This is a genomic window from Paracoccus marinus (assembly GCF_007018965.1).
In the GTDB taxonomy this organism is placed as follows: Bacteria; Pseudomonadota; Alphaproteobacteria; order Rhodobacterales; family Rhodobacteraceae; genus Paracoccus; species Paracoccus marinus.
Map to the genome: position 1 here is coordinate 211,996 of NZ_VJYZ01000004.1, position 25,055 is coordinate 237,050.

A 25,055-nucleotide genomic window follows, 5' to 3' on the forward strand; every position below is an offset into this window, starting at 1 on the left:
AGGAAAACCGAATGTCGATTGACCCCTCCGAGGCCCGCAAGGTCGCGCATCTGGCGCGGATCGCGGTTCGCGACGAGGCGCTGCCGGCGCTTGCCGCCGAGCTGAACGGCATCCTGCATTTCATGGAACAGCTGAACGAGGTCGACGTGACCGGGATCGAACCCATGACCGGGGTCGAGCCGATGCGCCTGAAGCGGCGCGAGGATGTCGTCACCGACGGCGACATGCAGGACCGGGTGCTGCGCAACGCGCCGGACGCGCGCGAGGGGTTCTTTGCCGTGCCCAAGGTGGTGGAATGACCCTGAACCAGCTGACGATCGCCGAGGCGCGGGACGCCTTGCGCGCGGGCGACGTGACCGCGACCGACCTGACCCACGCCTGCCTGTCGGCGATCGACGCAGGGTCACCGCTGAACGCTTTCGTCCACCATACGCCCGACATCGCGCTGGCGCAGGCGGAAGCCGCCGACAAGCGCCTGCGCGCGGGCGACGCGCCGTCGATGTGCGGGATTCCGGTCGGGATCAAGGACCTGTTCTGCACGCGGGGCGTGCCGTCGCAGGCGGCGTCCCGGATCCTTGAAGGGTTCTTGCCCGAATACGAATCCACCGTCACCCAGAACCTGTTCGACGCGGGCGCGGTGATGCTGGGCAAGCTGAACATGGACGAGTTCGCGATGGGCTCGTCGAACGAGACCAGCGTCTATGGCAACGCCGTGAACCCGTGGAAGTCGGGCGACGCGCCGCTGACGCCGGGCGGATCGTCGGGCGGGTCGTCCGCCGCCGTGGCGGCCGACCTGTGCCTTGCCGCGACCGGCACCGACACCGGCGGCTCGATCCGTCAGCCCGCCGCCTTTACCGGCATCGTCGGGCTGAAACCGACCTACGGCCGGGTGTCGCGCTGGGGAACGATCGCCTTCGCATCCTCGCTGGACCAGGCCGGTCCGATGACGCGCAGCGTGCGCGACGCCGCGATCATGCTGGGCGCGATGGCATCGGTCGATCCCAAGGATTCGACCAGCGCCGACCGTCCGGTGCCCGACTACGAGGCGGCGCTGACCGGCGACATCCGGGGCAAGCGCGTCGGCATCCCGCGCGAATACCGGATGGACGGCATGTCGCCCGAAATCGACGCGCTGTGGAAACGGGGCGCCGAGATGCTGCGCGATGCCGGCGCCGAGATCGTGGACATCAGCCTGCCGCACACGAAATACGCGCTGCCGGCCTATTACGTCATCGCCCCGGCCGAGGCGTCCTCGAACCTCGCCCGCTACGACGGGGTCCGCTACGGGCGCCGCGCCGCGCTAGCCGCGGGCGACGGCGTGACCGAGATGTATGAGCGCACCCGCGCCGAGGGCTTCGGCCCCGAGGTGCAGCGCCGCGTGATGGTCGGCACCTACGTCCTGTCGGCGGGCTTTTACGACGCCTATTACAACCGCGCCCGCAAGGTCCGCGCGCTGATCAAGCGCGACTTCGACCAGGCGTTCGCGGACGGGATCGACACGATCCTGACCCCCGCCACGCCCTCGCCGGCATTCCCGCTGGGCTCGATGCAGGACGCCGACCCGGTCGAGATGTATCTCAACGACGTGTTCACGGTGACGGTGAACCTGGCCGGGCTGCCGGGCCTTGCCGTGCCGGTGGGGCTGAACGGGGACGGCCTGCCGCTGGGGCTGCAACTGATCGGGCGCCCGTGGGACGAAGGCAATCTTCTGAACCACGGCGCCGTCCTTGAACGGGCGGCGGGCTTTGCGGCCAAACCGTCGCGCTGGTGGTAGGCTGAAGCGTCCATAACCGCGCGCCGCGCGAGGAGAGAGTGATGCGTCGACAGATCATGGTGATGGGTGCGCTGCTGGCGCTTGCGGCCTGCGGGGAAAACGCGGGCTGGAACCCGAACTACCGCGCCAAGGCCACACCCTACGGCGACTACCTGCGCGCCCGCGAAAGCGCGCTGATGGGCCGGCGCGAGGATCCGCCGCGGATCGTCCCGGTGACGCTGCCGGTCAAGGCACCGACGCCCGAACAGATCAGCGGCCACTCGATGCGCCCGGTGCCCGAGGCGACGCTGGCGCGGACCCGCAAGCCCGCGGGCGCGCCGTCGATCGACCCCTACCCGAGCGAGCCGGTGCTGGCCTCCAGAAAGACGGTCGCGGCGGGCGCGGTGGTGGTGGCCCCCGTCGCCGTCGTCGCCGCCCCTGGGGGCACGACGCTTCAGGCCTATGCGGTCGCGAACGCCCACCGCCCCGGCACGCGGGTCTATGCCCGCCCGGTGGGCTACGGCCGCGTCGCCGCCGACCCGCAGCTTTGCGCGTCCTACGCCGACCCGGCCGCCGCTCAGGCCGCGTTCATCGCCAGGGGCGGCCCGGCGGTCGATCCGCTTGGCCTCGACCCCGACGGCGACGGCTTCGTCTGCGGCTGGGACCCCGCGCCCTACCGCGCCGCCGCGAGGTGATCCCGCCCTCCCCGAACCACGGGGAGCGCCGGGGGACGCAGCGCCCGGACCTGATCGTCCTGCACTACACCGGCATGGCCGATGGCGCGTCCGCCCGCGCGCGGCTGTGCGACCCGTCGTCCGAGGTGTCGGCCCACTGGCTGATTCTGGAGGATGGCACCGCCGAGGCGCTGGTCGCCGAGGATCGCCGCGCCTGGCACGCCGGCGCGGGGTCGTGGCGCGGGCGCGAGGACGTGAACTCGCATTCCATCGGGATCGAGATCGCGAACCCCGGCGACCGCCCCTTCGCCGCGGCGCAGATGACGGTGCTTGAGGATCTGCTGCGCGGGGTCATGGCGCGCTGGGGGATCGGGCCGGCGGGCGTGATCGCCCATTCGGACATGGCGCCCGGCCGCAAGATCGACCCCGGCCCGCGCTTCGACTGGCGCCGGCTCGGATTTGCCGGGCTGGCGTTGTGGGCGGACCGGATCAGCCCGGGCGACAACGACCTGCCGCTTGCCGCCAGCCTGGACCTTATCGGCTACCCGCCTGTCGATCCCGAAACGCGGCTGTCCGCGTTCCGCCTGCGGTTCCGGCCGGGAGCGTCGGGCCCTGAATCGGACCATGACCGCGCCGTCGCTGCCGCCGTCGCCCGCCTGTCTGTGGGCGAATCTGTGGACAGAACGACATAAGGCGCCGAGAACTTTAGACAAATCTTGCTGCCGTTAAGGAGTGATTAACCACATCGTTCCTAGCGTGCCCCCAAACGCGGTCAGAACGGCCGCTGGCAAGGGGCAGAGACATGGCAGACACCACCTACTACATCACCACCCTCACCTTTCCCCATCCTCTCAAGCTGGGATCGTGGAGCGGCGATCTGGCGGAAAGCACGCCGTTCTACCGTTCGAGCTTCTCGGCCAAGATCGCCAGCTACTCCAAGACGGCCATCGTCGACGATGACGGTGAGTACGAGTTCACCGAAAGCGGCGTCGACGACCCGGAATACAACTACCGCCATGAACTGACGCAGCGGCTCGGCGAGGACACGACGATCGGCGGGGTGCCCTATTCGGCCGGGCAAAGCATCTCGGTGTATCACGGCGGACTGTTCGAACAGCTTGGACCGAACGGCGAAAAGACAGGGAACTTCTTCCGCATCCACGCACCGCACACGATGAAGGACTTCGATGCGGATGTCATGGGCGACAACAGCACGGTGTTCCTGTTCGCTGTCGAACGCACCGATGCCGAGGGCAACACGTACTTCCCGAAGTTCGATACCGAAGCGAACTACAAGTGGGTCGACAACGCGCCGATCTACAGCGTGCAGCCCTGGATTCCCTATCGCAGCAACGCCCAGCTTGCCGCCCCGACCTGCTTCACCACCGGCACGCTCATCGCCTGCGACAGCGGCTACCGGGCGATCGAGACGCTCGAGCGCGACGATCTCGTCTGCACCCGCGACAACGGCATGCGCCGCATCCGCTGGATCGGATCGCGCACGCTCGACGCCGCCGACCTGGACCTGAACCCCGCCTTCCGCCCGATCCGCATCCGCGCCGGCGCGCTCGGGAACGGCCTGCCGGAAGCCGACCTGATCGTCTCGCCGCAGCACCGGGTGCTGGTGCAGTCCGACCTGACCCGCAAGCTGAGCGGCGAATGGCAGGTCCTCGTCGCGGCCAAGCACCTGACCGACTTGGACGGGATCGACGTGGTGCGCGACGCCACCACCGTGACCTACTGGCACATGCTGTTCGACGGGCACGAGCTGGTGCGGTCGAACGGCGCATGGACCGAATCGCTCTATGCCGGGCCCGAGGCGATGAAGTCGCTTGACAGCGGCGCGCAGCGCGAGATCCTGCGCCTGTTCCCCGAGCTGGCGCAGTCGGACACGTCCCGCAACGTCCCCGCCCGCCCGTTCGTCACGGGCCGCGAGGGGCGGCGGATCGCGCGCCACCACGCCCGGACCAACGCGTCGCTGATCGGGGCGTGGGACTGACGACCGTATCGCCCGAAGGTCGGGGCCGGTTGTCCCGGCCCCTCGCCCCGGACGGATGGCTCAGGATGGATGGCTCAGCGAACCGTGATGCGCCCGTCCAGCGCAGGCGCGAAGCCCGGACCCTTGCCGGCCAGGTATTCGGCCAGCACGTCGGCAAGGTCCGGTCCGAAGTCGTAGACGTCGGTCGCGTTCGCCTCGAACGCGGTGTAGCCGTCGCCGCCGTTGCGCATGTAGTTGTTTGACACCACGCCATAGGTTGCGGCCGGGTCGATCGGCACCCAGTTGTCGCCGTCCTTCACCATCACGTCGGAAATGCGTCCGCCCGCCACCGCCGCCGGATCAACGGTGTATTTCAGCCCCGACACCTGCGCGAACCGGCCCGCGCCTTCCTCGTACTGGCTTGCACCGTTTTCCAGCGCCGCGACCACGTCGGCACCCTTCAGGCGGAAGGTGGCGAGCGTGTTCTGGAACGGCAGGACGCTGATGACCTCGCCCATCGTGACCGGACCTGCGTCTATCGCGGCGCGCAGCCCGCCGCCGTTCTGGATCGCGATGGAAACGCCCTGCTCGCGAACCCGCTCGAGCATGGCGTCGGTCACGACGTCGCCCATTTCGCATTCGCGGGCGCGGCACTGATCGCGGTCCGCCCCGATCGGCGCCGATGTCTCGGCGACCTGCTTCTGGCGCAGCTCCTCGAGCGGCTTGGCAAGCTCCGCGACGCGCCCCTTGATCGCCTCGTCCTCGGGGACGCTGGCGTCCAGCAGCACCGGCTCGCCAGTGGCCGCCGTCACCCGCCCCTTGTCGTCGAACGTCAGGACGAGATGGCCGAGATAGCGCCCCGCCGTTCCCGCCTGCACCACCGGAACCTTCGCCCCGTCCGCGCCCGCGATCATCGTCGGATAATCGCCCGCCGCGTCCTCGTCCCCGGTCTTAAGATAGGTGTGCGAATGCCCGCCCACGACCGCGTCGATGCCCGCGACCTTCGCAAGCTCCTGGTCCCGGTCGTAGCCCACATGCGTCAGCGCGATGACCTTGTCCACGCCCTGCTCGGCCAGTTCGGCCGCGCCGGCGGCAAGGCTTTCGGCCTCGTCCTGAAAGACCACCGTCGGCCCGGGCGAGGCGATCTCGGCCGTCTCGGTCGTGGTCAGGCCCACGATCCCTATCTTCTCGCCCCCCACCTCGATTACCGCGGTCTTGGGCAGCTTGCCCTTCAGCACGTTCGACTGCGACACGTCGATGTTGGCCGACACGACCGGGAACTCGACCCCGTCCAGCAGCACGGCCAGCCCCTCGGGGCCGTCGTCGAACTCGTGGTTGCCCACGGTCATCGCGTCATAGCCCAGCAGGGTCATCAGCTGTACCGTGTCCTTGCCCTTGTAGGTCGTGTAGAACAGCGACCCCTGGTACTGGTCGCCCGCGTCCAGCAGGATCACCGGCTCGCCCTTGGCCTCGGCGTCCTTGCGGATCTGCGCGATGGCGGTCGCAAGGCGGGCCGACCCGCCGAAGCACTCGTTCTTGGCCTGGGTCTCGGCGTCGCAGGTGCTGTCGTACTTGTTCACCGGCTCGACACGGCTGTGAAAGTCGTTGGTGTGAAGGACGTGCAGCGTGACGTCCGCATGGGCAAGCCCGGCCGACAGCGCCAGCGCGGCCGCGCCGCTCGACAGCGCGCCGACCGCGCGGCGCAGGCCGACCCGCGTGCACGACGGGGCGGCCGTGCGAGACGGGGCGGCGGTGCGAAACTGCGTTGGGGTGCGGAACAGGGTGGGGGACATGGTTCGCTCCAATCCGGCTGAAAGGCACCTCCTACCATAGTGGCCGCGAACCGTTTGTGACAGCCGCCGTCCTGCCCGCTTGACCGCCTCGGCGATGCACCGCACAACCGCGCGATGATGATCTACAAGATCCTGCGGGCCGACGAATGGGCCGACCTTCGCGCACAGGGCGAAACCGCCGGCGCGCCGGTGGACGTGGCGGACGGCTTCGTCCACTTCTCGACCGCGCCGCAGGTGCACGAAACCCTGCGCCGTCATTTCGCGGGCGAGGCCGGCCTGCACCTGCTGGCATGCGACGCGGACGCGATGGGCGACGCCCTCAGGTGGGAGCCGTCGCGCGGCGGCGCGCTCTTTCCCCACCTTTACCGCCCGCTCCGGCTGTCCGACGTGCGCTTCGACCGCCCCGTGACGATGGCCGCCGAGGGCACCCACGACACCGGACCCCTGGCATGAGCGTGGTCGAACGCCTGGGGCTTGCCGCCCTGCACCGCCTGCCGCCCGAACGCGCGCACGACCTGTCGCTGACGCTGCTGGCGCGCGGGCTGGTGCCGCTGCCGAACGCGCCCGTGACCTCGCCCCGCCTGTCCACCAGCCTCGCCGGGCTGCACCTGCCGAACCCGGTGGGCCTTGCGGCGGGCTACGACAAGAACGCGCGCGCGGTCGACACGCTCGCCCGCGCCGGGTTCGGGTTTGTCGAGGTTGGGGCCGCCACCCCGCGCCCGCAGCCCGGCAACCCCCAGCCGCGCCTGTTCCGGCTGCCCGGCGACCGCGCGATCATCAACCGCTTCGGCTTCAACAACGAAGGCGCGGCCGCGATCCGTGACCGCCTCGCCGCCCGCAAGCGCGGCGGCGTGCCCGTCGGCCTCAACATAGGCGCCAACAAGGACAGCACCGACCGCGCCGCCGACTTCGCCGAGGTGACGCGCCTTTGCGCCCCGGTCGCCGATTTCCTGACGGTGAACGTCAGCTCGCCCAACACCGAAAAGCTGCGCGACCTGCAGGGCGCGCAGGCGCTCGCCGCGCTGCTTTCGGGCGTCCTGACGGCGCGCGAACGATCGGGCGCGCGTCCGCCCGTCTTCGTCAAGATCGCCCCCGACATGGACGACGCGGCGCTGGCCGAACTTGCCTCCGTGGTGCTGGACAGCGGCGTGGACGGGCTGATCGCCACCAACACCACCCTGTCGCGCAACGGACTGTCGGACCCGCAGTCCGGCGAAACCGGCGGCCTGTCCGGCGCGCCACTGTTCGACCGGTCCACGCGGGTTCTGGCCAAACTGCACCTGCTGACGCGAGGCCGCCTGCCGATCATCGGCGTCGGCGGCGTCGGCAGCGCGCAGCAGGCATGGGACAAGATCGCCGCGGGCGCCACCGCCGTGCAGGTCTATTCGGCGCTGATCTATCAGGGCCTGTCGCTTGGCTCCCGGATCGCCCGCGACATGGGCCGGATGGCCGAGGCGCAGGGCCTCGCCCGCATCTCGGACCTGACCGGGCGCGACGCCGACCGCTGGGCGGCGGCCCCCGCGCCCTAGTCCTTCAGCAGCTGGTCCATCGCGGTGGACGGCGCGGCGCAGCCCGCATCGCCCACGACCCGCGCGGGCACGCCCGCGACGGTCTTGCAGTGCGGCACGTCCGACAGCACGACCGAGCCCGCCGCGATCCGGCTGTGATGGCCCACGCGGATGTTGCCCAGCACCTTTGCGCCCGCGCCGATCATCACCCCGTCCTCGATCTTGGGATGGCGGTCGCCGTTGCCCTTGCCGGTCCCGCCCAGCGTGACGGAATGCAGCATCGACACGTCGTTGCCGACGACCGCGGTTTCCCCGATCACGATCGAATGCGCATGATCCAGCATCACGCCGGTCCCGATCCGGGCGCCGGGATGGATGTCCACGCCGAACACTTCCGAACAGCGCATCTGCACGAAATAAGCCATATCGCGGCGGTCGTTGTTCCACAGCCAATGCGCGATCCGGTAAGCCTGCAGCGCCTGGAACCCCTTGAAGAACAGCATCGGCTGCATCAGCCGGTGGCAGGCCGGGTCGCGCTGAAAGACGGCAACCAGGTCCGCCCGGCCGGCATCCGCAAGCGCGGGCTCGCGCGCATGCGCGTGGTCGGCGATCTCGCGCAGGATCTGCTCGCTCATCTCGTTCGACGCGAGCTTCAGCGAAAAGCGATAGGCCAGCGCGGCCTCGAAGGTGGCGTGGTGCAACAGCCCCGCGTGGATCAGCGACCCCAGCAGCGGCTCGTTCTGGACGACGCCCGCCGCCTCGGACCGGATCTGCGACCACAGCGCGCCGCGCGAGGGCATCGGTTCATCCGCCGCGCGTTCGCCGGCGAGCGGCACGATCTCGACCACCGATCCGTCCATGACGAGAACCTTTCACCTGCGCAGGCCCCCAATCTAGGCGGTCCGGGCGCGGATCGAAAGGCCCCGCGCCCGATTCGTTCTTCAGCCGGGCAGCTTCAGCTCCAGCCAGTGCGCGGCCAGCTTGACCCGCCCGCCCGAGAACACGCCGCCCGTCGCCGTCAGCTTCAGGTTCGCCGGATCGTAATAGGTCATCGGCTGCGACAGCATGCCCCGTGCCCAGCTTCCCTGCCCCTTGCCCAGGTTCTTGCCAAAGCGGTCAAGCCCGTCCGCCGTGCCCAGCGTCCAGCTTTGCAAGGTGCCCGTGATCGCCTCGACCACGCGCGCGGTGCAGCCGATCACCATGACCCCGCCCGGGATGTAGAGCGTCGAGTCCACCGTGCCGCCGCTCGCGGTCACGACCTCGGCCTCGGCCATGCCCGCACACAGACCGCCGCCCCCCGCCCCCAGCGACAGCGCGCCAGGGACCCAGCCCGCGCCGTCGTGGACGGCGTTGACGCCCCGGTCGCGCACAAAGGCCTGCTGGCCCGCGCGCGGCGTGGTGAACACCCAGCCCCCGTTCGCGCCGGTGGCGACCAGCCCGCCCCTTCCCGCCCACTCGTTGACGGCGTTGGCCGGAACGCCCCAGCTCATCCCCTCGAACCCGGCGGTGGGCGGCTGCGTCCGCGACGCGCTTTCCAGCGCAAGGTTGACCAGCCCGTCCAGCCGGACGAGCGCATCGTTGACGGTGACGTGCTTTTGCGCCTGCGCGGGTTGCAGCAGCGGCAGCCCCAGGCGCGCGGTGTTCTGGTCAGGCATTGATCGTTCTCCTTGCAAACGGGCCCGGCCCGTAGTCGTCCGAAAGCTGCGCGACCTCGGCGTCGAACGCCCCGCCCTGCCGCGCGGCGGTCCAGGCGGCGGCGGGCACCGTGCAGGCGGGCGCGCCCGCCACGTCCTGCCACAGCACCGCGCCATTGCGCGTCAGCCGCACGAGATAGCGTTCCGCGCCCTCGCCCAGCGGCACGTCCACCCCATCCCAGCCGTCGCCGCCGATCCGGGTGCGCCGGATCCATGTCAGGCTCGCGCCCGCGACCCGCAGGTGACACGGCGACAGCGGCCGCAGGCCTGCGCCCGCAAAGGCATGGCCAAGCTGGCGATAGCTCGGGTCCTCGGGCGGCCGCGTGGCCGGGCCGATCCCCCAGTAGCGCATCTGCCCGCGTGCGTTGGGCGGCAGGATCACCTGCCGCAGCGCCTCGTCCACCAGCACGACGACGCTGCCCGCGGGCCACACCTCGGGCATGGCGGCGTCGGTGCCCGCCTGCCCCCGCAGCCTGCGCGCGATCTCCCACACGCCCGGCGCGACGGGAACCGCATCGGCGAACTGCATCAGCTCCCAGCCGCCCGGCGTCCCGTCCCCGATCGCCAGCAGGTTCCCCCCCGCCATCAGCGCGGGGTCCGAGATCGACTTGAGCGCCCCGCCCTTCAGCCGGATCCGCAGCGCCGGGCCGCGGTCCCACACCCCCGCGCGCGCCGTCGCAAGCGGCGCCAGCGTGACGCCCATGATCGCCGGCACGGCAAGGTTCACGTTGGGCGCATAGCCCCCGCTTTCCTCGGTCGAGACCCAGGCCGACACCGCCCCCGGCCAAGGGGTCGCGGTGGCCGCGAGCCAGGGCGCGTGCGCCACCTCGTCCCCCCGCAGCAGCGGCAGGTCCAGGAACATCGGCCACACGGGCACCGGCGGGTGGAACCGCCGCGCGGGGTCCGCCTCGGGCGGGCGGACGGCGGGGCGATAGACCCCCGGTTCCACCCGCACCGCATCGATGACCAGCGCGCCCGCGCGCTCCACCCGGTCGATCCGCCAGCGTTGCCCGCCGCCCGGCCCATCGCCCGGTCCACCACCCAGCCCGTCACCCAGCGCGATCACGTCGCCGGGGCCCAGCCGCGCCTGCGACGGCGGCAACACCAGCCGCAGCCGGTCCCGCGCCACGCCGGACTCGGCCAGCCACCGCTCGGCCACGTCCAGCCCCTCGCCGCGCGTCAGGACCAGCGGCAACTCGCTGTCCGACACGGTGGTCTGGCTCTGCCCCGGCAGCGTCGCCTCGGCCGTCGCGGTGGCATGGTCGCCCCCCGCCGCGACATGGCTCAGCCGCACGCGCCCCACCAGCTCGGGCGCGGGCGCGCGGGTGATCTCGACCCCCGCAAGCCCGTCGGCTTCCGCCAGATCGTCCGCTCCCACGACCGCCGCGACCCGCGCGCCGCGCATGGCGAACCGCAGGACCCCGTCGCGTTCGGCGGCATCGAACCCATAGGCCAGCATCAAGGGCTGCAACGCCGCCCGCCCCGTCTGCCCGCCCTGCAACGCATAACCCCGCACGATCCCCGACAGGGCCGAGGTGTCGAACGCCCGCACCCCGGCCTCGCGGCAGATCGCGGTCACCAGCGCCGCCAGCGGCACCGCACCCGCGCGGCCGTTGAGCCAGTGGCCCCGCTCCCACGCCGCGCCGTCCGACCACAGGTCGCCCCGCGCCGGAAACGCCGGATAGGGCCGCGCGTCCCAGGCCCAGACATGCGCGCGCGCCATGTCCACCATCCGCCCGCCGCCCGCCATCGCGGGGTTGTTGGCCGGATCGGCCCAATAATCGTTGACCGCGCGCACATAGGCCGCCTGCAACCCGTCGTCCCGCCGCCCGTCCGAGAACCACGGCAGCATCGATTCCGAGCTCATCGCGTCGAGGAACTTGTTAGGCTGGTTGGTGCCCTTGTCCAACGCCGCACAGCCGTATTCCGTGAACCACACCGGCTTCGACCCCGGCACCCAGGCGGTCGGCGCCGCCTGCCGCACGCCGCCGATCCGCTCGTGATGCGGGTTGCCCCACCAGCCGCGAATGTCCTTGCAGCGCCAGATCCACGGCTCGCCCGCGCCGTCCGTGACAGGCGTCCGCCGCTGATGCGCGCGGTCGAGGTCGCTGGCATAATACCAGGCGAAATACTCGCCGCCGCAGACGTTGCCGCGCAGATAGGCGGGGTCGTCGATCCGCCCGAAGCGCGCATCGAGGTGCGATTCCCCATCCCGCCAGTCCGACAGGGGCAGGTAGTTGTCGATCCCCACGAAGTCGATGTTGCGGTCCGCCCAAAGCGGGTCGAGGTGAAACCGCACCTCCCCGTTGCCCGGATGGTGGCCGAAATACTCGCTCCAGTCGGCGGCATAGCCCAGCTTGACGCTTGGGCCCAGAATCGCGCGCACGTCCGCCGCCAGCGCCTTCAGCGCGGCGACCGCCGGGTAGCTGCCGCCCGGACCCCGGATCTGCGTCAGGCCGATCATCTCGGACCCGATCAGGAACGCGTCGATCCCGCCCGCCATCGCGCACAGATGCGCGTAGTGCAGGATGAAGCGTCGATAGGACCAGCCGTCCGGCCCCGAATAGACGACCTTGCCGTCGCGCACGGCGAAATCGCCCCGCGCCGCGGTGCCGAAGAACGCCGCGACCTCGGCCTCGGCCCGCGCCGTCAGGCCGTTGCCCGCCTCGCAGGTGATCCGCCCGCGCCAGGGCATGACGGCCTGCTCGCCCTTGCCGGTCAGAGGGTCCGGGCGGCCGTTCCCCTTCAGCTGTTCCATCAGAATGAACGGATAGAACACCGCGCGCCGCCCGCTCGCCGCGATCGCCCGCAGCGCCTCGACCACGGACCCGTCCGACGGCGTGCCGCCATAGATCGGCCGCCCGTTCGACCGTGCCACCAGGTCCGCGCCCGCCCGGTCGATCCCGCCCGCGCGCCACGGCATCTCGGCCCCGTCGCTTTCCTTCTGCTCGACCTTGGGGCGCACGGTGCAGCGCCCGGCGCGCAGGTCGTCCCCGAACCACGACACCACCAGCGATACCGATCCCACCTTCGGCAACTCGCGCCCCAGCGCGTCCAGCGACACCTGCAAGTCGGTGCCGCCTGCGGCGGTGTTGCGGTTGACGATCTTCGTCTCGCCCAGGCCCAGGTCGTGGCTTACCTGCGACGTGGCCAGCGAATATTCCCCCGTGCCGGGGATCATCGCCACCGCCTGCACGTCGCGGGACAGGCCGCTGTCGGCATCTGCCGCGCGCGTCACCTCGAAGCTCAGCTGCGGCACGCGGTTGCCCCAGCGTTCAAGGCCAAGCTCCTCCAGCACGACATAGGCGATGCCGCGATAGGCGGGGGCGTTCTCGCCCTCGTGCGCGACGATGCAGGGGTCGGGCAGTTGCGCCTCGCCGCCGCGATAGACGCGCATGTTCAGCTCGTCCGCCGCGACCTCCTCGCCGTCGGCCCAGACCCGGCCCACGCCCAGGATCGGCCCTTCGCACAGCGCGACCGCCATGCTGAGACGATAGCTCACCTCCGTCACACGCGGCCCGCCGGTCCCCTTGCCGCCCCCGCCCGAGCTGCGCGTGACCTCCGTCACCGGCGCGGCCCAGATCACGTGGCCGGGAACGCGCATCTGCCCCCAGACGCGCGCGATCGCGGTGCCCTCGCCCGCCGTCTGCAGGCGCAGCCGGTCGATCCGGCCGGTCTCCACCGGCCGGGTGCCCGCGCCCAGCAGGCGCTCGTCGATGACGCGGCCCAGCGTCGCGCCCACGGCGCGGCCGATCACGGCACCCGACAGGCCAAGGACGGTCCCCCCGAACCCCGCCCCGACAGATGCGCCCGCCGCCGCCAGCAGAATCGTCGCCATCGCCATTCCCCTTTAGATCGAACTGCGTCAGCCGCCCCGGCGGGCGGCCTCATTCTCATGCGCCCGGAAACACGAACCGCGCCACGACCCGCGCTCGCCACGGCGCGGACAGCGGGCTCTCAACGACGCCGTGGCGGTCATAGGCATGGATGAACCGCGCATCCTCGCCCGCCTGCGACAGGATCCCCAGGTGCTTGGCCACCGCCCCCTCGCGCATCCGAAACAGCAGCACCTGCCCCTCGGCCCAGCCGCCCGTCGCCCGCGCCATGTGACGCAGGCCCGCCGCCATCAGCAGCTCCTCGCGCCCCGTCTCGCCCCAGTCGGCGGTGTAGGGCGGCGGCAGCTCGGGTTCCGTTCCGTGGACCTCGCGCCAGACGCCGCGGATCAGGCCAAGGCAATCCGCCCCCGCCCCCCGCACCGACGCCTGGTGGACGTAAGGCGTCCCGATCCAGCCCCGCGCGGCCGCGACGACGACCGCGCTCACCGCGCACCGCCGTTCCGGGGCGCGATCAGCCAGTCCTCCGGCGGCAGATGCGGAAAGCCCCGGAAGTTGAGAAAGTTCTGGAACTTCAGCCGGCAGGTCGCGGGCCGCTTGTCGCACCCGGCCGTCAGCCGCACCCGGTCGCCCGGCGCGGGCGCAAGCCCGGTCGCCGCCCACAGCTCGATCAGCCGCAGCGCCCCGTCCTGCCGGTCCTGCTTGACCGCGCCTTCCAGCCCGTGCGCCGCGCCGTCCAGAACGGTCAGCGTGCCCCCCTCGAACCAGCCCTGGTCGTAGCCCTGCACGTCCGGCAGCGTGAACCGCACGCCCCCCTCGACCGAGGACAGCACCGCCTCGACCCGGTAGCCGGGGCGCGACAGGTCCGCCTTGCAGCGCCCGTCCCCCAGCCTTGCCGCGCAGCGCGGGTGATAGACCCGGCCCATGGGAACGTTCAGCGCCTCGGACAGGCCGCGCAGCTCGGCCCGGAACGCGCCATCGGCGCGCGTGACCTCGCCCAGCGCGCCGCGAAACAGCAGGCGCCGGTTGGCGGTGTCCTGCCAGTCCACCTCCCACAGCCGCACGTCGGCGGCGTCCCAGCGGCCCGCCCGCAGGTCGGTTTCGGTGATCGCGTCGTCCGACAGGATGCCCTGCGCCTCGGTGTTGTCCACCGACAGGCCAAGGCCCTGCACCACCGCCCGCGCGGTCAGCCCGCCATCGGGACGGAACGCGATCCCCTCGAAGCGCAGCACCGCGTCGTGGTCGGTAAATCCCAGCACCACCCCGTCGGCCCGCGTGACCGCCCATGCGCGGGCCAGCGTCGTCGCGGCGCCTCCTTCGACGGCGCTCACAGCCGCACCTCGATCACCGGAACCTGCGGCAGGTCGCCCGCCTGGAACGAGGCGACGGAAACCGCGATCCGGTCCGTGTCGAACCGCACCGGCACGTCGAACTCGAACCCCGCCGTCAGCGGCGCGCCCGGCCCCGGCGCATCGGCGAAGGTGATTACGCCGGTCGCATGATCGACCGCGAAGTGAACCCCTTCGACCTGCGCGTCGCCGCCGATCCCGACCAGCACCGTGCCCGCCACGGGCTTCGCGACCGGCCGCCAGTAATCCGCGGGACCGGAACGATACAGTTTCCGCAGCGCAAAGCTGCGCGTCACCCCGTCGCCCGCGCCGATCGCCTGGTCGTCCAGCGCCGGCACCGCGCTCGGCGCGCAGCTCTTGAAGTCGGCCCAGTCCTTCCAGCGGAACCCGTGCAGCTGCCCCGCCCGCGCCTCGTAGAACGCGATCAGCGCCGCCACGTCGTCCAGGCTCCGCAGCCCCAGCCCCGCGTCGTACCGCCTGCGCGAATGCGCCCAGGGAGAGTTCCGTTCCTCGAACCCGTTCGTCAGCGCGACGATCTCGGTCCGCCGTTCCGGGCCGCCGACCGATCCGAAGGACAGGTTGGCGGGAAATCTGGTCTCGTGAAACGCCATCAGCTGTTCCTTTCCCCCCGCGCCAGCGCGCGGCTCATCTGCGCGGCGATCTGGCTGTGGCTGCGCTGAAAGCCCGCGACATCGGGCGTGGTGACGTTGACGGTGACGTTCACCGCGCGCGCGCCCCCGCCGGGCGCCGCGACGCCCAGCCGCCCGTCCGCGCCGCGGCGCAGCGGCATGATCGCCTCGGGGCCTGCCTCGCCCATCAGGCCGGTGGCGCCCCGCATCGGGAAATAGGTCGGGTCGGTCACGACCCCGCCCCGCGCGAACGCCGTGACGCGCCCCTGCGAGAACGCGCCCCCTTGCGCAAAGGGCTGCGCCGACCCGATCGCGCCGCCGACCGCCTGCGCCATCGCGCCCGCGACCGCGCCCTGCACGGGCCGCATGGCGACGGCGAACACCGTGTCTGCCATGTTGCGCGCGAGCCCCTTCAGCGCGTCCTGCAGCCGCATCCCGTCGAACACGACGCCGTCGAACGCGCGCCGCAGTCCCGACCCGAAGCCCGAAGTCAGCGACCCGATCTCCCGCCCGGTGTCGCCCATCGTCGCGCCCAGCCGGCTCAGCTCGCGCTCGAAGGTCGCCGTCATGCGGCCGGCCTGGTCGAACTCGTCGCCCAGCCGGTCGAACCCATCCTTGTCGGCCATCCCACCCTCCTGAAATCGAAGGGGCCGGCGTTCCCGCCGGCCCGCCTTGCCCTAGTCCGGGAACTTCGCCGCGAGGTCCGCCAGCCGCCCGCGCGTCATCGCCTGCGCGCCGCCCCCCGGCTCGATCCCCAGCATCAGCGCCAGCTCGGCCGGGGTCAGCGCCCAGAACTGGGACGGGGTCAGCCGCAGCCACACCATCCCCGCGCGCATGAGCCCCGGCCAGTCCAGCCCCTGCTCACCTTCGCCGCTCACTTCGGCCCCGCGAAGGCCCGCGCCAGCAGCTCGGCCGCGGCGCGCGCGCCCTCCATCGGGCCGCCGCGCAGATCGGCGGTCATCAGGTCCTCCGCCTCGCCTGTCCAGCCGCCCGCCCGCAGGCCCGCGACCAGCACCGCGATCACGTCCGATGCCGAGAACGCGCCCCCCTCGAACCGCCCGATCAGCGCCACCAGGCTGTCGGCGCGCAGCTCGGCCTCCAGCGCCGCCAGCGCCCCCAGCGTCAGCTTCGCCGCATGCCGCCGCCCGTCGATCCAGACCGCGACCTCGCCCGCATGCGGGTTCGCCACGCCCCGCGCCCTCACAGCGCGACGAAGGTCAGCGCGCCGGCGCTGGCCATCGTCATCTCGTAGGTCGCCTCGCCGTTGTAGCTGCCGGAATATTCCAGCCCGGTGATCTGGAACCGCCCCTCGACCACGCCGAAATGCGGGATGACGACCTGGAACCGCGGCACCTCGCCGTCGAAGAACACCTGCCGCGCGCGGCCGTCCGTCCCCTCGTCCCGGAACACGCCCGAACCCGAGATCGAGGCCGACCGCACGCCCGCGCCCGCCAGCAGCTCGCGCCAGCCGCCCTGGCTTTCGAGGCTCGTCACATCCACGCTCTGCGCGTTGAAGCCCAGCCGCGTGGCGCGCAGCCCCGCGATGGTCTGGAACGTGCCGTCGCCGGCCATGTCCATCTTGATGAGCAGGTCACGCCCGTTCTGCACCGCCATATTCCCGTCTCCTCAATGATGTTTCCGGGCAAGGTCCACGGCGGCGCGGAACGTCATGTCCACCCGCCGCCCGGCCCCGCCATCGGCGCGCCGCGCCCGCCCGCGCAGGAACCACAGCCCCGCGACGTGCCCCCGCTCCAGTTCCAGCGCCGCCGCCTCCAGCGCCGCCGTCACGGCCGCCGCGGCCGCCTTGACGCCCGCAAAGCCGCCGCCGCCCTCGTCGGCCCCCGACAGTACCGAGATGACAAAGTCATGCCGCGCGGCGGGCGCGGTCATGTCGCCCGCGTCGCTCACGTCCTCGGGGCCCAGCGCCACATAGACGCCGCTGGGCGCGCTGACCGGCATCGCGTCGTAGATCGCGTCGCCGACCAGCTCGCCCAGCGCCTCGTCCTCGCGCAGCGCCTGATAGACCGCGCCCTGCAGCGCGGCCGATGCGAGATAGCTCATGCCTGCCTCTCCTCTCGTGCGGTGCAGACCAGCCAGCGCCCGGCGGCGTCCGCCTCGGCCACGGCGTCGATGGGGAAGAGCCGCGCCCCCATGCGGAAGCGCTGCCCCGGCGCGGGCCGGCGCGGATCGCCCTCGGGCGCGGCCCGGACGGTGATCTTCCAGCCGACGACGCTTTCGGGCCAGACCTCGGCCAGCCCGGTGCGCCCGGACCCGGCCTTCATGGTGGCGAACACGCGCCCCAGCGCCGCCCAGCGCAGGACATGGCCCCCCATGCCGTCGCCGACCCGGCCCGCGGTCTCGAGGATCAGCGGCACGCTCATGCCCGCCCCCCGCGCCCGGCGAGGGTGCGGACCTGCCGCCAACGGTCCAGCAGCGCGCCGACGGCGAACGGCACCGCCGCCCCCTGCTGCGGCTCGCCCCGGTCCTCGTGATAGCGGGCGGCCAGCATGATCGCCGCCTGCGCCAGATCGGCGGGCACGCCCGCCCAGGTCTCGCCGAACCCGGCGGTGAAGCGGACCGTGACGAACCCGTTCGACGGAACCGCGGGCAACCAGCCCCCCGCCCCCACCAGCGCCGGGCGCTGGCTGTCGGGAACCAGCCGCCACGCGCCCGCCTCGATCGCCGCGACCTGCCCGGCCGCGTCCGTGACCTCGACCCCCTCGACCGAGGCGACGGGCGCCAGCGGCAGCGGCTGGCGCGCGGGGTCGCGCCATTCCTCCAGCCGCAGCCGGAACGGGCGGCGCAGCAGCACCTTGCCGGTGCGCGCCTCGATCGTGGCGATGGCGGCGCGCAGGAACCCCGCGAGCGCGGCGTCCTCGGCGGCGTCGGTCGCCATCTCGAACCCCGTGGCCAGCCGCAGGTATCCGCGCAGCGCGGCGACGGGCAGCGCGCCCGCGTCGGGCGCCGCTTCCTCGACAAGCATCATCCTGGAACCTCCCGTTCCTTGCGTTTCGTCTGAACGGCGGCGGCAAAGACGGGGGGCGCGCCTGCGCGCCTGCCACAGCGCGTGCGGACAGTGCTGTGCCGCCACGGCAAGCACCCCTGCGCGCCCCCCGCTCCGGCCGTGGATCAGCCGAAGACGAGGAACTTGACCGCGCGCGGGTCGGTCAGGCCGCCGCCCACGCGCTTGGTGGCGTAGAACAGGACGTGCGGCTTGGCCGAGAACGGGTCGCGCAGGACGCGCAGCTCGGGACGCTCGGCGATCGTGTAGGCGGCGGCGAAGTCACCGAAGGCGATGCCGATCTTGCTCGTGCCGGCATCGTGCATGTCCTCGCAGATGATGACCGGATAGCCGAGCAGGCGCGAAGGCTGGCCAGCGGCAAGCGAATCCGCCCAGATGAAGCGGCCTTCGGTGTCGCGCAGCTTGCGCAGCTCCATCGCGATGCGCGAGTTCATCACGAACGAGGCGTTGGCCCGATAGGGCGCGGCCAGCGCATAGGTCAGCTCGACCAGCAGCCCCGCCGGGTCGCTGCCCAGGCCCGTGGACACGCCGGTGTTGACGCGCCCGATCTGCATCTCGGTCGCGGTCTTGTAGGGGAAGTGCGCGTAGGTCAGCAGGCCCTTGGGCTTGTCCACGCCGTCGCCGTTCAGGAACGCGTTCGCCTCGGCGCGGTTGAACCGCTCGGCGATGCGGGCGGCAAGCCAGCCTTCCAGGTCGAAGGCCGCGTCGTCCAGCAGGCGCTGGCTGACCTTGGGCATCGCCGACAGCTCGTGCAGCGGGATCGACACGCGATCGACGCGCGGCGCGTCGGTCTCGGCCACCGCGCCCTCGCCCGACCAGCCGCTGCCAAGGTCGGCGCGGTCGACCAGCACCTCGTAGGACGGCGAATCGACCTGCACGACGGTCGAAAGCGCGCGCAGCGAGCCGCCGTTCCTCAGCGCGTCCTGCACGTCGGCCGAGATCTGGGGCGCGGCAAGAAAGCCGCCGTCGGTCGCGACGGTGATGCCCTTTTCCTCCAGCACCAGGCCGCGCAGCGCGGATTCGTCGCCCTGGCGCAGATAGGCGGCGAACGCCTTCTGGTGCGGCGCCTCGATCTCGGCGGCGGTGGACAGGGGCGCGCGGCCCCGGAAAGCGGTCTTGCGGTCCAGCATGGTCATGCGGTTTTCCTGTGCTTGCAGTTTCGTCTCGATCGTCTCGCGAAAGCGGGTCAGTTCGCCCACGAACTCGGCCATCGCGCCCTTCACCCCCGCGGGCGCGACGGCCCCCGTGGGCGCCGTCCTCTCCGCAGCGTTTCCGTCGGTCATCGCGGTCCTCTCCTTCCTCGGTGTCGGCGGTCCGGGCCCTTCGGCGCAGCCGCCCGCAGCCGGCGAGGGGCCCACCCCTCGCCGGATCCCCGTCTCGGCCCCGCGCATGGCGGTCAGGGCCGGATGTCCCTCAGATCATTCGCCGCGCAGCGCGCGGGCGGCGTCGCGCAGCGCGGCCGAAAACGCCGCCGTCTCGTCCGCCGCAACGGCCTCGTCGCGGTCGCCGGACTTACGCCCGACCTTCGCCTCGGGCAGCATCGGGAACGTGACCAGCGACACCTCCCACAGCTCGACCTCGGTCAGCAGCCGATGCCCTTCCGCGCTGCGCTCGGCGCGAACCGTGCGATAGCCGATCGACAGCCCGTCGATCGCGCCCGCCTGCACCAGCGCCGCCGCCTCGCGCGCCTGCGCCACCTCGGACAGCAAGCGCCCCCGGACCCACAGCCCGCGCGCATCCTCGCGGATCTCGTCCCAGACCCCGATCGGGCGCATCGGATCGTGCTGCCACAGCATCCGCACCTTGTCGCCGCGCTCGGAAAGGCGCGACAGGCTCGCCGCATAGGCCCCAGGCATCACCTTGTCGCCGCCCTGGTCGGCCAGCCCGAACAGGCTGGCGTAGCCCTCGATCACCGTGCCGGCGTCGGTCGTGGTCAGCACCGGCGCGCCGCCCGCGAACTTCACCTCAAGCCCCAGCTCGTCCATCCTCATGTCGCGTCACCCCCCCTTCGGCCCAAATTGCAGGATCGACTGGACCGCCTGCGTCAGGATCACGGCGACCACGCCGTAAACCGTCATCCACAGCCGCTTCTCCAGCCCCTCGATCAGCGACTCGATCCGCTCGAGCCGCCGGTCCACCTGCCCGAACTGCAGCGCCATGATCCGCTCCTGCGTGGCGAAGCGCTGGTCGTGCCAGTCGAACGGCTCCTTCCCGAACCTCGACCCCTCCATCTCAGCCGCCCGCGCCCGTGGCGGAGGCGAGCGGCGGCAGCCCCAGCGCCACCCGCTTCTCGCCCTGGCTCAGAAAGTCCGCGGCCCCCACCCGCGCCCAGTGCTGGTCGCGCTCTGCCGCCAGCGCCGGGATCTGGTCCAGGTCGGGCTTCAGGTCGACCTCGGCCCCCAGATGCTCCGACAGCCACCACGCGACCCCCGCCGCGACCCGGCTGACCAGCGGCAGCACGGTCAGGCGATAGAACGCCCGGTGCGCCTCGGCGTAGTTGGCATAGGTCGCGTCGCCGGGGATGCCGATCAGCATCGGCGGCACCCCAAAGGCCTGCGCGATCTCGCGCGCGGCGGCGGTCTTGGTCTCCTGGAACTCCATGTCCGAGGGCGAGAATCCCATCGGCTTCCAGTCGAGCCCGCCTTCCAGCAGCATCGGCCGCCCGGCGTTCCGCGCGCCCTGATGGTGCATCTCCATCTCGCAGACCAGCCGGTCGTACTGGTCGGGGCTCAGCAGCCCCTGCCCGTCCGCCCCCTTGTAGACGATCGCCCCCGAGGGCCGCGCCGCGTTGTCCAGCAGCGCCTTGGACCAGGCGCTCGCGCTGTTGTGGACGTCGATGGCCACCGCCGCCGCCTGCATCGGCGACAGCCCGTAGTGATCGTCCAGCGGATGGAAGCTGCGGATGTGGCAGATCGGATCGGGTGAGCCGGTCATGTCGAAGCGGTGCTTGCGCCCGCCCAGCGCATAGTCATAGGCGACCGGCCAGCCATCCGCGCCCGGCACGATGCTGACCCGGTCCGACCGCAGCACGTGCAGCTCGACTGGCAGATCCGCCCCTTCGGTCGACACCGCTTCCAGATACCCGTTCCCCGACAGCAGCAGCTGCCCGAACAGCGCCTCGAACAGCTCCGCCCGGCCCTGCCCGGGGTTGGGGCGCCGCAGCAGGTCCAGCACCGGATGGACGTCGTAGCGGCGCTTCGCGTCCTGGCACACCAGCGGCACGGCGGCCGCGGCCTCCGCCACCAGCTTCACCGCCCGGAACCCGACCGGGTTGCCGGTGAAGCCCGCCCGCGTCAGGCTCCCCACGTCGCGGGGCGACCACACCACCCGCCCCGACCCCGAGGCGAGCGCCACCACCCGCCCGGTCGCGCTCGCCTTCGTCTCGACCTGCGCGGGGGCTGCGGCATCCGCCTGCCCGTTCCCGCGTCCGAACCACCGCCCTGCCATGCGCCTCTCCTCGTGTCCGCCATGAAGAAGGGGCCGCCCCGCAAGGCAGCCCCGTTCCCGCTCCGCGCCCTGAACTGAGCGCATCTTCTGTCCCGAAACATCCCGGGGTCCGGGGCAGCGCCCCGGCCTTCAGGCGCTACAGCGCCCGCACCTGCGGCCGCCGGTACTGCGCCGCCGGCTCGATCATCAGCTCGTGGATCGCCCAGACAAGCGCGTCCAGCCGGTCCGGCGACCCCCGCCCCTCGAACCCGCGCACCGTCATCCGGCACATCTGGTCCTCAAGCGCGCCCAGGCCCCGCAGATGCCGCACCCGGCCCTGCTCGTAAAGCGCAGCGACCGGCTCCGCCCGCAGCCCCTTGCCCCGCCCGGCCCGCAAGCTGCGGAACGGGACCAGCGGATCGACCTGCCGGATCACGCTTTCCACCAGATCGCCGCCCTGGTTCACCTCGGCCACCAGCCGCTCGGCCCCGTGCCGCGCCATCGCGGCGATGGCGGCGCGCGCCCAGTCCAGCGGCCCGCCCCGCACTGATGCGTCCTCCAGCACATAGGCCCGCCACTCCTGCGGCGGCCCCTCGCAGACCACGCCCGCGACGACGATCCCGCATTCGTCGCTGGCGGCGCCCCCGGTCACCGACGGATCCACCGCGACCACGATCCGGTCCAGCTTCGGCGCGGCGTCCACCCGCCCCGCCTCGATCGCGGCGGTCGCCCACAGCGCCCCTTCCACGTCGTCCAGCAGCACGCCCTCAAGCTCCTGCCGGCCAAGCCGGGTGCCCGCATAGCGCGCCTCGACTTCGGCCAGGAAGCTTTCCGCCAGATAGGCCCGGTTCGCATCCGTCGGCGCATGCGTCACGACGGTCGAGGCGTTCCTCAGGATCGTCTTCAACACCCCCACGTTCCGCGGCGTCGTGGTGACGACCTGCTGCGGATGCTCGCCCAGCCGCAGCGCGAACTGCAGCATGTCCCAGGTCTCCTCGGCCTTCTTCCACTTCGCCAGCTCGTCCGCCCAGGCGGCATCGAACTGCGGACCGCGCAGCGCCTCGGGCTCGTGCGCCGAATACACCGTGGCCGTCGCCCCGTTCGGCCAGACGAGCCTGCGCCGCCCCGCCTCCCACACCGGGCGGCGGTCGGGGGGCGAGCAGGCGAGGATGCCCGAATCCCCCATTACCATCACGTCGCGCCCCTGATCGAACGTCTCGGCCACCAGCGCCACCCGCCGCGCGCGCCCGGCCGCCAGCGGAGTCGCCCCCTCGACCTGCGCGCGCACCCATTCCGACCCGGCGCGGGTCTTGCCCGCGCCGCGCCCGCCCATGATGACCCACGACTTCCAGTCGCCATCGGGCGGCAGCTGGTGCGGCAATGCCCAGAACTCGAACAGCCACGGCAGGCTCGCCAGCGCGTTTTCGGTCAGTCCCGACAGGAACGCGTCAACCTCCTCCGGCGCGGCGCAGGCAAGCCAGGCGGCGCCCGATTTCATCTCGTGCCGCGGCAAGGTCGAGCGCGCCGGCTCCGACATTCCCGGCAGATTCCTTGCGAAGCTTGTCAAGCTTTCCCCTTTCCTCCAGCACCAGATGAGCCGCCGCGCGAAGATCGCGCGCCAGCTGCCGGCTGTCCTTGACCTGATCGAACTCGCCCGCCTCGACCTTTCGCCGCGCCCTTTCCAGGTCTTCGGCGTAGCTGTGGAACAACCCTTCCCACAGCTCCAGAACGGACGCGCGCCCCGCAGCGTCGGCTGCGGGCGTGAACGGACCTTCCGGCGCCACCGGCCCCGGATCGAACGTCATATCCATGTATGTCTGCCCTGCCCCTCGTGTGCCTGTCCGCACGAGCAGAGAAACGAAAAAGCGGCCCGTCAGGCTTTCCGCCCCGGCCGCTTGCCCACCTCTCCCAGCATGTGTTTGTTCTACATTCGACCGTTCGCAAAGTCAATCCGCGGGGCCCGATTGATACCGACCGGAGCATATTTTAGCAAACCATAACAACGGCTTGCAAGACGCAACACCCCCACCGCGCAGGCCGCGACACCCTGTCTGGACACGGCGATGTGGCACTGCAACTGTTCGAATGTTTCGCACATCCGGGCCCTCAACCCGCTTGAAATGTCCCCATCCGATTCTGCTAAGGATCGGCCAACATCACATTTCGACAAAGAGATTCGCATGACGGACGTCATCGTCGTGGACGAGGTGACCAGGACCCGCACGCCCGATGGCGTGCGTTACGAGTGCCGGGTGTCCGGCCTTGGGCCTTCGCACCCGCTGCGGTTCGACGTGATCGCCGCCTCCCACACGCCTGCCCGCAGCGACGACTGGGTGCTGCTGTCGCTGCTGATGCCCGCGATGCAGACCGGCCGCGACCTCAGGATCGACGGCAGGATCTCGCCCCTGTTTCTCTATGCGGCCCGGACCGATCTTCAGTTCGCGCTGCGCCGCTACGACCCGTCGCTGTCGCTGGTGCGGATCGACGCCGATCTTTGCCTCGATCCCGCCCCGCCCCGCAACGGGGTGCGGATTGGCACCGGCTTCAGCGCCGGGATCGACAGCTTCGCCGCGATCGGCTCGTTTCGGGCCGCGGGCCTCGTTCCCGCCCTTGCCGTGACCGATGTGTTTACCTTCAACGTCGGCGCGATGGGGGGCGGACGTGGCGCCAACGTCATGCGCGCCTTCCGCCTGATGGTCGCCCGGCTGGACGAATTCGCCGCCCTCACCGGCCGCACCGCCCATGCCGTGGACAGCAACCTCCAGCTTTTCTACACCCCCCTCCGAAATCTCGATTTCGTGCGCACGCACACCATGCGCAACATGGCCGCCGCCTCGCTGTTCCAGGCCGAGATCGACCACTATCTCTACGCGTCCGCCTACAGCTACGACGAGATCACCATCGACAGCGCCGCCACGATGGCGAACTTCGACCCGATCCTGCTGCCGCTGATCGCGCCCGAGGGGATGCGCTTCCATTCCGCGAACGCCGGCATGAACCGGATCGAAAAGACCCGTGTCGTCGCCCGCGACGAGATCGCGCATCGCATGCTCGACGTCTGCGTCGCGCCCGCGGCCCGGCGGGCCGAGGCGATCAGCCAGCGCAGGAACTGCTCGCGCTGCTGGAAATGCTACCGCACGATGGTGACGCTGGACGCGCTGGGCGAACTGGGCAGCTTTGCGCGCGTCTTCGACGTGGATCACTACCACGAACGCACCGCCGATATCCTGGCGGCGGTGAAGAAGAAGGGCACGAAAGGCTCGGTCCCCGACCGCGCCGCCCATGACTGCTACGTGCTGGCGAAATCGGCGGCGGCGGCCGGGCTCTCGGTGGTTCAGGCTGTGGGCGGGCCAGGCGGCGGCCCCGACCGTCCGGCCCTGAACGACTGACCCGGCC

The 25,055-nt window shown here is 71.5% G+C and carries 28 protein-coding genes; 8 read left to right on the forward strand and 20 right to left on the reverse strand.

Features of this window, described 5'->3' with window-relative positions:
* Nucleotides 1-11 precede the first annotated feature (11 nt).
* From gatC to FNF32_RS01820, 5 genes are all read left to right on the forward strand, one after another.
* Entirely contained in the window at nucleotides 12-299 is a 288-nt protein-coding gene (gene gatC / locus FNF32_RS01800; RefSeq protein WP_131673897.1) for an Asp-tRNA(Asn)/Glu-tRNA(Gln) amidotransferase subunit GatC, read from the forward strand.
* Nucleotides 296-1,774, forward strand: coding sequence for an Asp-tRNA(Asn)/Glu-tRNA(Gln) amidotransferase subunit GatA (gene gatA, locus FNF32_RS01805; RefSeq protein WP_131673898.1), 1,479 nt, complete (start codon nucleotides 296-298; stop codon nucleotides 1,772-1,774). The genes gatC and gatA overlap by 4 nt, the downstream gene beginning before the upstream one ends.
* 41 nt (nucleotides 1,775-1,815) lie before the next feature.
* A complete protein-coding gene (locus FNF32_RS01810; RefSeq protein WP_131673899.1) occupies nucleotides 1,816-2,448 on the forward strand; it encodes a hypothetical protein in 633 nt (210 codons plus the stop codon).
* Nucleotides 2,448-3,119 carry an N-acetylmuramoyl-L-alanine amidase gene (locus FNF32_RS01815; RefSeq protein ID WP_131673927.1) on the forward strand — a complete coding sequence of 224 codons (672 nt, stop codon included), beginning with the start codon at nucleotides 2,448-2,450 and terminating at the stop codon, nucleotides 3,117-3,119. The genes FNF32_RS01810 and FNF32_RS01815 overlap by 1 nt, the downstream gene beginning before the upstream one ends.
* 110 nt (nucleotides 3,120-3,229) lie before the next feature.
* The gene (locus tag FNF32_RS01820) at nucleotides 3,230-4,426 is read left to right on the forward strand and encodes a Hint domain-containing protein (protein ID WP_246087630.1); all 1,197 of its coding nucleotides are present in this window, start codon (nucleotides 3,230-3,232) and stop codon (nucleotides 4,424-4,426) included.
* 74 nt (nucleotides 4,427-4,500) lie between these two features.
* On the opposite strand, the gene FNF32_RS01825 is transcribed toward FNF32_RS01820, so the two are convergent.
* The gene (locus tag FNF32_RS01825; protein ID WP_131673900.1) at nucleotides 4,501-6,198 is read right to left on the reverse strand and encodes a bifunctional metallophosphatase/5'-nucleotidase; all 1,698 of its coding nucleotides are present in this window, start codon (nucleotides 6,196-6,198) and stop codon (nucleotides 4,501-4,503) included.
* A gap of 114 nt (nucleotides 6,199-6,312) precedes the next feature.
* Between FNF32_RS01825 and FNF32_RS01830 the strand changes: the two genes are divergently transcribed.
* Both FNF32_RS01830 and FNF32_RS01835 read left to right on the forward strand, forming a co-directional pair.
* A complete protein-coding gene (locus FNF32_RS01830; protein WP_131673901.1) occupies nucleotides 6,313-6,651 on the forward strand; it encodes a DUF952 domain-containing protein in 339 nt (112 codons plus the stop codon).
* Nucleotides 6,648-7,727: a quinone-dependent dihydroorotate dehydrogenase gene (locus FNF32_RS01835; protein ID WP_131673902.1), complete on the forward strand. Its 1,080-nt coding sequence runs from the start codon at nucleotides 6,648-6,650 to the stop codon at nucleotides 7,725-7,727. The genes FNF32_RS01830 and FNF32_RS01835 overlap by 4 nt, the downstream gene beginning before the upstream one ends.
* On the opposite strand, the gene cysE is transcribed toward FNF32_RS01835, so the two are convergent.
* The 19 genes from cysE to FNF32_RS01930 all read right to left on the reverse strand — a co-directional run bounded on the left by cysE (nucleotide 7,724) and on the right by FNF32_RS01930 (nucleotide 23,470).
* On the reverse strand, nucleotides 7,724-8,506 hold the full coding sequence (gene cysE / locus FNF32_RS01840; protein WP_131673929.1) for a serine O-acetyltransferase: 783 nt from the start codon (nucleotides 8,504-8,506) through the stop codon (nucleotides 7,724-7,726). The two genes, FNF32_RS01835 and cysE, sit on opposite strands and share 4 nt — an antisense overlap.
* A 141-nt stretch (nucleotides 8,507-8,647) precedes the next feature.
* Entirely contained in the window at nucleotides 8,648-9,361 is a 714-nt protein-coding gene (locus FNF32_RS01845) for a DUF2793 domain-containing protein (RefSeq protein ID WP_131673903.1), read from the reverse strand.
* Nucleotides 9,354-13,238, reverse strand: coding sequence for a baseplate multidomain protein megatron (locus FNF32_RS01850; RefSeq protein ID WP_143796451.1), 3,885 nt, complete (start codon nucleotides 13,236-13,238; stop codon nucleotides 9,354-9,356). Before FNF32_RS01850 ends, FNF32_RS01845 begins: the two co-directional genes overlap by 8 nt.
* A 55-nt stretch (nucleotides 13,239-13,293) precedes the next feature.
* A complete protein-coding gene (locus FNF32_RS01855; RefSeq protein WP_131673905.1) occupies nucleotides 13,294-13,722 on the reverse strand; it encodes an NlpC/P60 family protein in 429 nt (142 codons plus the stop codon).
* Nucleotides 13,719-14,564: a DUF2163 domain-containing protein gene (locus FNF32_RS01860; protein WP_131673906.1), complete on the reverse strand. Its 846-nt coding sequence runs from the start codon at nucleotides 14,562-14,564 to the stop codon at nucleotides 13,719-13,721. Before FNF32_RS01860 ends, FNF32_RS01855 begins: the two co-directional genes overlap by 4 nt.
* A complete protein-coding gene (locus tag FNF32_RS01865) occupies nucleotides 14,561-15,193 on the reverse strand; it encodes a DUF2460 domain-containing protein (RefSeq protein ID WP_131673907.1) in 633 nt (210 codons plus the stop codon). The genes FNF32_RS01860 and FNF32_RS01865 overlap by 4 nt, the downstream gene beginning before the upstream one ends.
* The gene (locus FNF32_RS01870) at nucleotides 15,193-15,837 is read right to left on the reverse strand and encodes a phage tail tape measure protein (protein ID WP_131673908.1); all 645 of its coding nucleotides are present in this window, start codon (nucleotides 15,835-15,837) and stop codon (nucleotides 15,193-15,195) included. The genes FNF32_RS01865 and FNF32_RS01870 overlap by 1 nt, the downstream gene beginning before the upstream one ends.
* A 51-nt stretch (nucleotides 15,838-15,888) precedes the next feature.
* Nucleotides 15,889-16,089, reverse strand: a complete 201-nt coding sequence (locus FNF32_RS01875) for a rcc01693 family protein (protein ID WP_281285636.1) — start codon at nucleotides 16,087-16,089, stop codon at nucleotides 15,889-15,891.
* Nucleotides 16,086-16,400, reverse strand: coding sequence for a gene transfer agent family protein (locus tag FNF32_RS01880; RefSeq protein WP_131673909.1), 315 nt, complete (start codon nucleotides 16,398-16,400; stop codon nucleotides 16,086-16,088). The genes FNF32_RS01875 and FNF32_RS01880 overlap by 4 nt, the downstream gene beginning before the upstream one ends.
* Before the next feature lie 11 nt (nucleotides 16,401-16,411).
* Entirely contained in the window at nucleotides 16,412-16,825 is a 414-nt protein-coding gene (locus FNF32_RS01885) for a phage major tail protein, TP901-1 family (RefSeq protein WP_131673910.1), read from the reverse strand.
* 12 nt (nucleotides 16,826-16,837) lie between these two features.
* Complete coding sequence (locus tag FNF32_RS01890; protein WP_131673911.1) at nucleotides 16,838-17,272, reverse strand: DUF3168 domain-containing protein; 435 nt, start codon at nucleotides 17,270-17,272, stop codon at nucleotides 16,838-16,840.
* Complete coding sequence (locus tag FNF32_RS01895; RefSeq protein WP_131673912.1) at nucleotides 17,269-17,592, reverse strand: head-tail adaptor protein; 324 nt, start codon at nucleotides 17,590-17,592, stop codon at nucleotides 17,269-17,271. The genes FNF32_RS01890 and FNF32_RS01895 overlap by 4 nt, the downstream gene beginning before the upstream one ends.
* A complete protein-coding gene (locus FNF32_RS01900) occupies nucleotides 17,589-18,197 on the reverse strand; it encodes a head-tail connector protein (RefSeq protein ID WP_131673913.1) in 609 nt (202 codons plus the stop codon). The genes FNF32_RS01895 and FNF32_RS01900 overlap by 4 nt, the downstream gene beginning before the upstream one ends.
* A gap of 143 nt (nucleotides 18,198-18,340) precedes the next feature.
* Entirely contained in the window at nucleotides 18,341-19,516 is a 1,176-nt protein-coding gene (locus tag FNF32_RS01905) for a phage major capsid protein (RefSeq protein ID WP_131673914.1), read from the reverse strand.
* Between the two features lie 135 nt (nucleotides 19,517-19,651).
* Nucleotides 19,652-20,224, reverse strand: a complete 573-nt coding sequence (locus FNF32_RS01910; RefSeq protein WP_131673915.1) for an HK97 family phage prohead protease — start codon at nucleotides 20,222-20,224, stop codon at nucleotides 19,652-19,654.
* A 6-nt stretch (nucleotides 20,225-20,230) separates the two neighbouring features.
* Complete coding sequence (locus tag FNF32_RS01915; protein WP_131673916.1) at nucleotides 20,231-20,464, reverse strand: GTA head formation protein, RCAP_rcc01685 family; 234 nt, start codon at nucleotides 20,462-20,464, stop codon at nucleotides 20,231-20,233.
* 1 nt (nucleotide 20,465) lies between these two features.
* Nucleotides 20,466-21,680, reverse strand: a complete 1,215-nt coding sequence (locus FNF32_RS01920; RefSeq protein WP_131673917.1) for a phage portal protein — start codon at nucleotides 21,678-21,680, stop codon at nucleotides 20,466-20,468.
* A gap of 136 nt (nucleotides 21,681-21,816) precedes the next feature.
* Nucleotides 21,817-23,157 carry a DNA-packaging protein gene (locus FNF32_RS01925; protein WP_131673918.1) on the reverse strand — a complete coding sequence of 447 codons (1,341 nt, stop codon included), beginning with the start codon at nucleotides 23,155-23,157 and terminating at the stop codon, nucleotides 21,817-21,819.
* The gene (locus tag FNF32_RS01930) at nucleotides 23,108-23,470 is read right to left on the reverse strand and encodes a permease (RefSeq protein ID WP_131673919.1); all 363 of its coding nucleotides are present in this window, start codon (nucleotides 23,468-23,470) and stop codon (nucleotides 23,108-23,110) included. The genes FNF32_RS01925 and FNF32_RS01930 overlap by 50 nt, the downstream gene beginning before the upstream one ends.
* 369 nt (nucleotides 23,471-23,839) lie before the next feature.
* Between FNF32_RS01930 and FNF32_RS01935 the strand changes: the two genes are divergently transcribed.
* Nucleotides 23,840-25,048 carry a hypothetical protein gene (locus FNF32_RS01935; RefSeq protein WP_131673920.1) on the forward strand — a complete coding sequence of 403 codons (1,209 nt, stop codon included), beginning with the start codon at nucleotides 23,840-23,842 and terminating at the stop codon, nucleotides 25,046-25,048.
* Nucleotides 25,049-25,055: the final 7 nt, after the last annotated feature.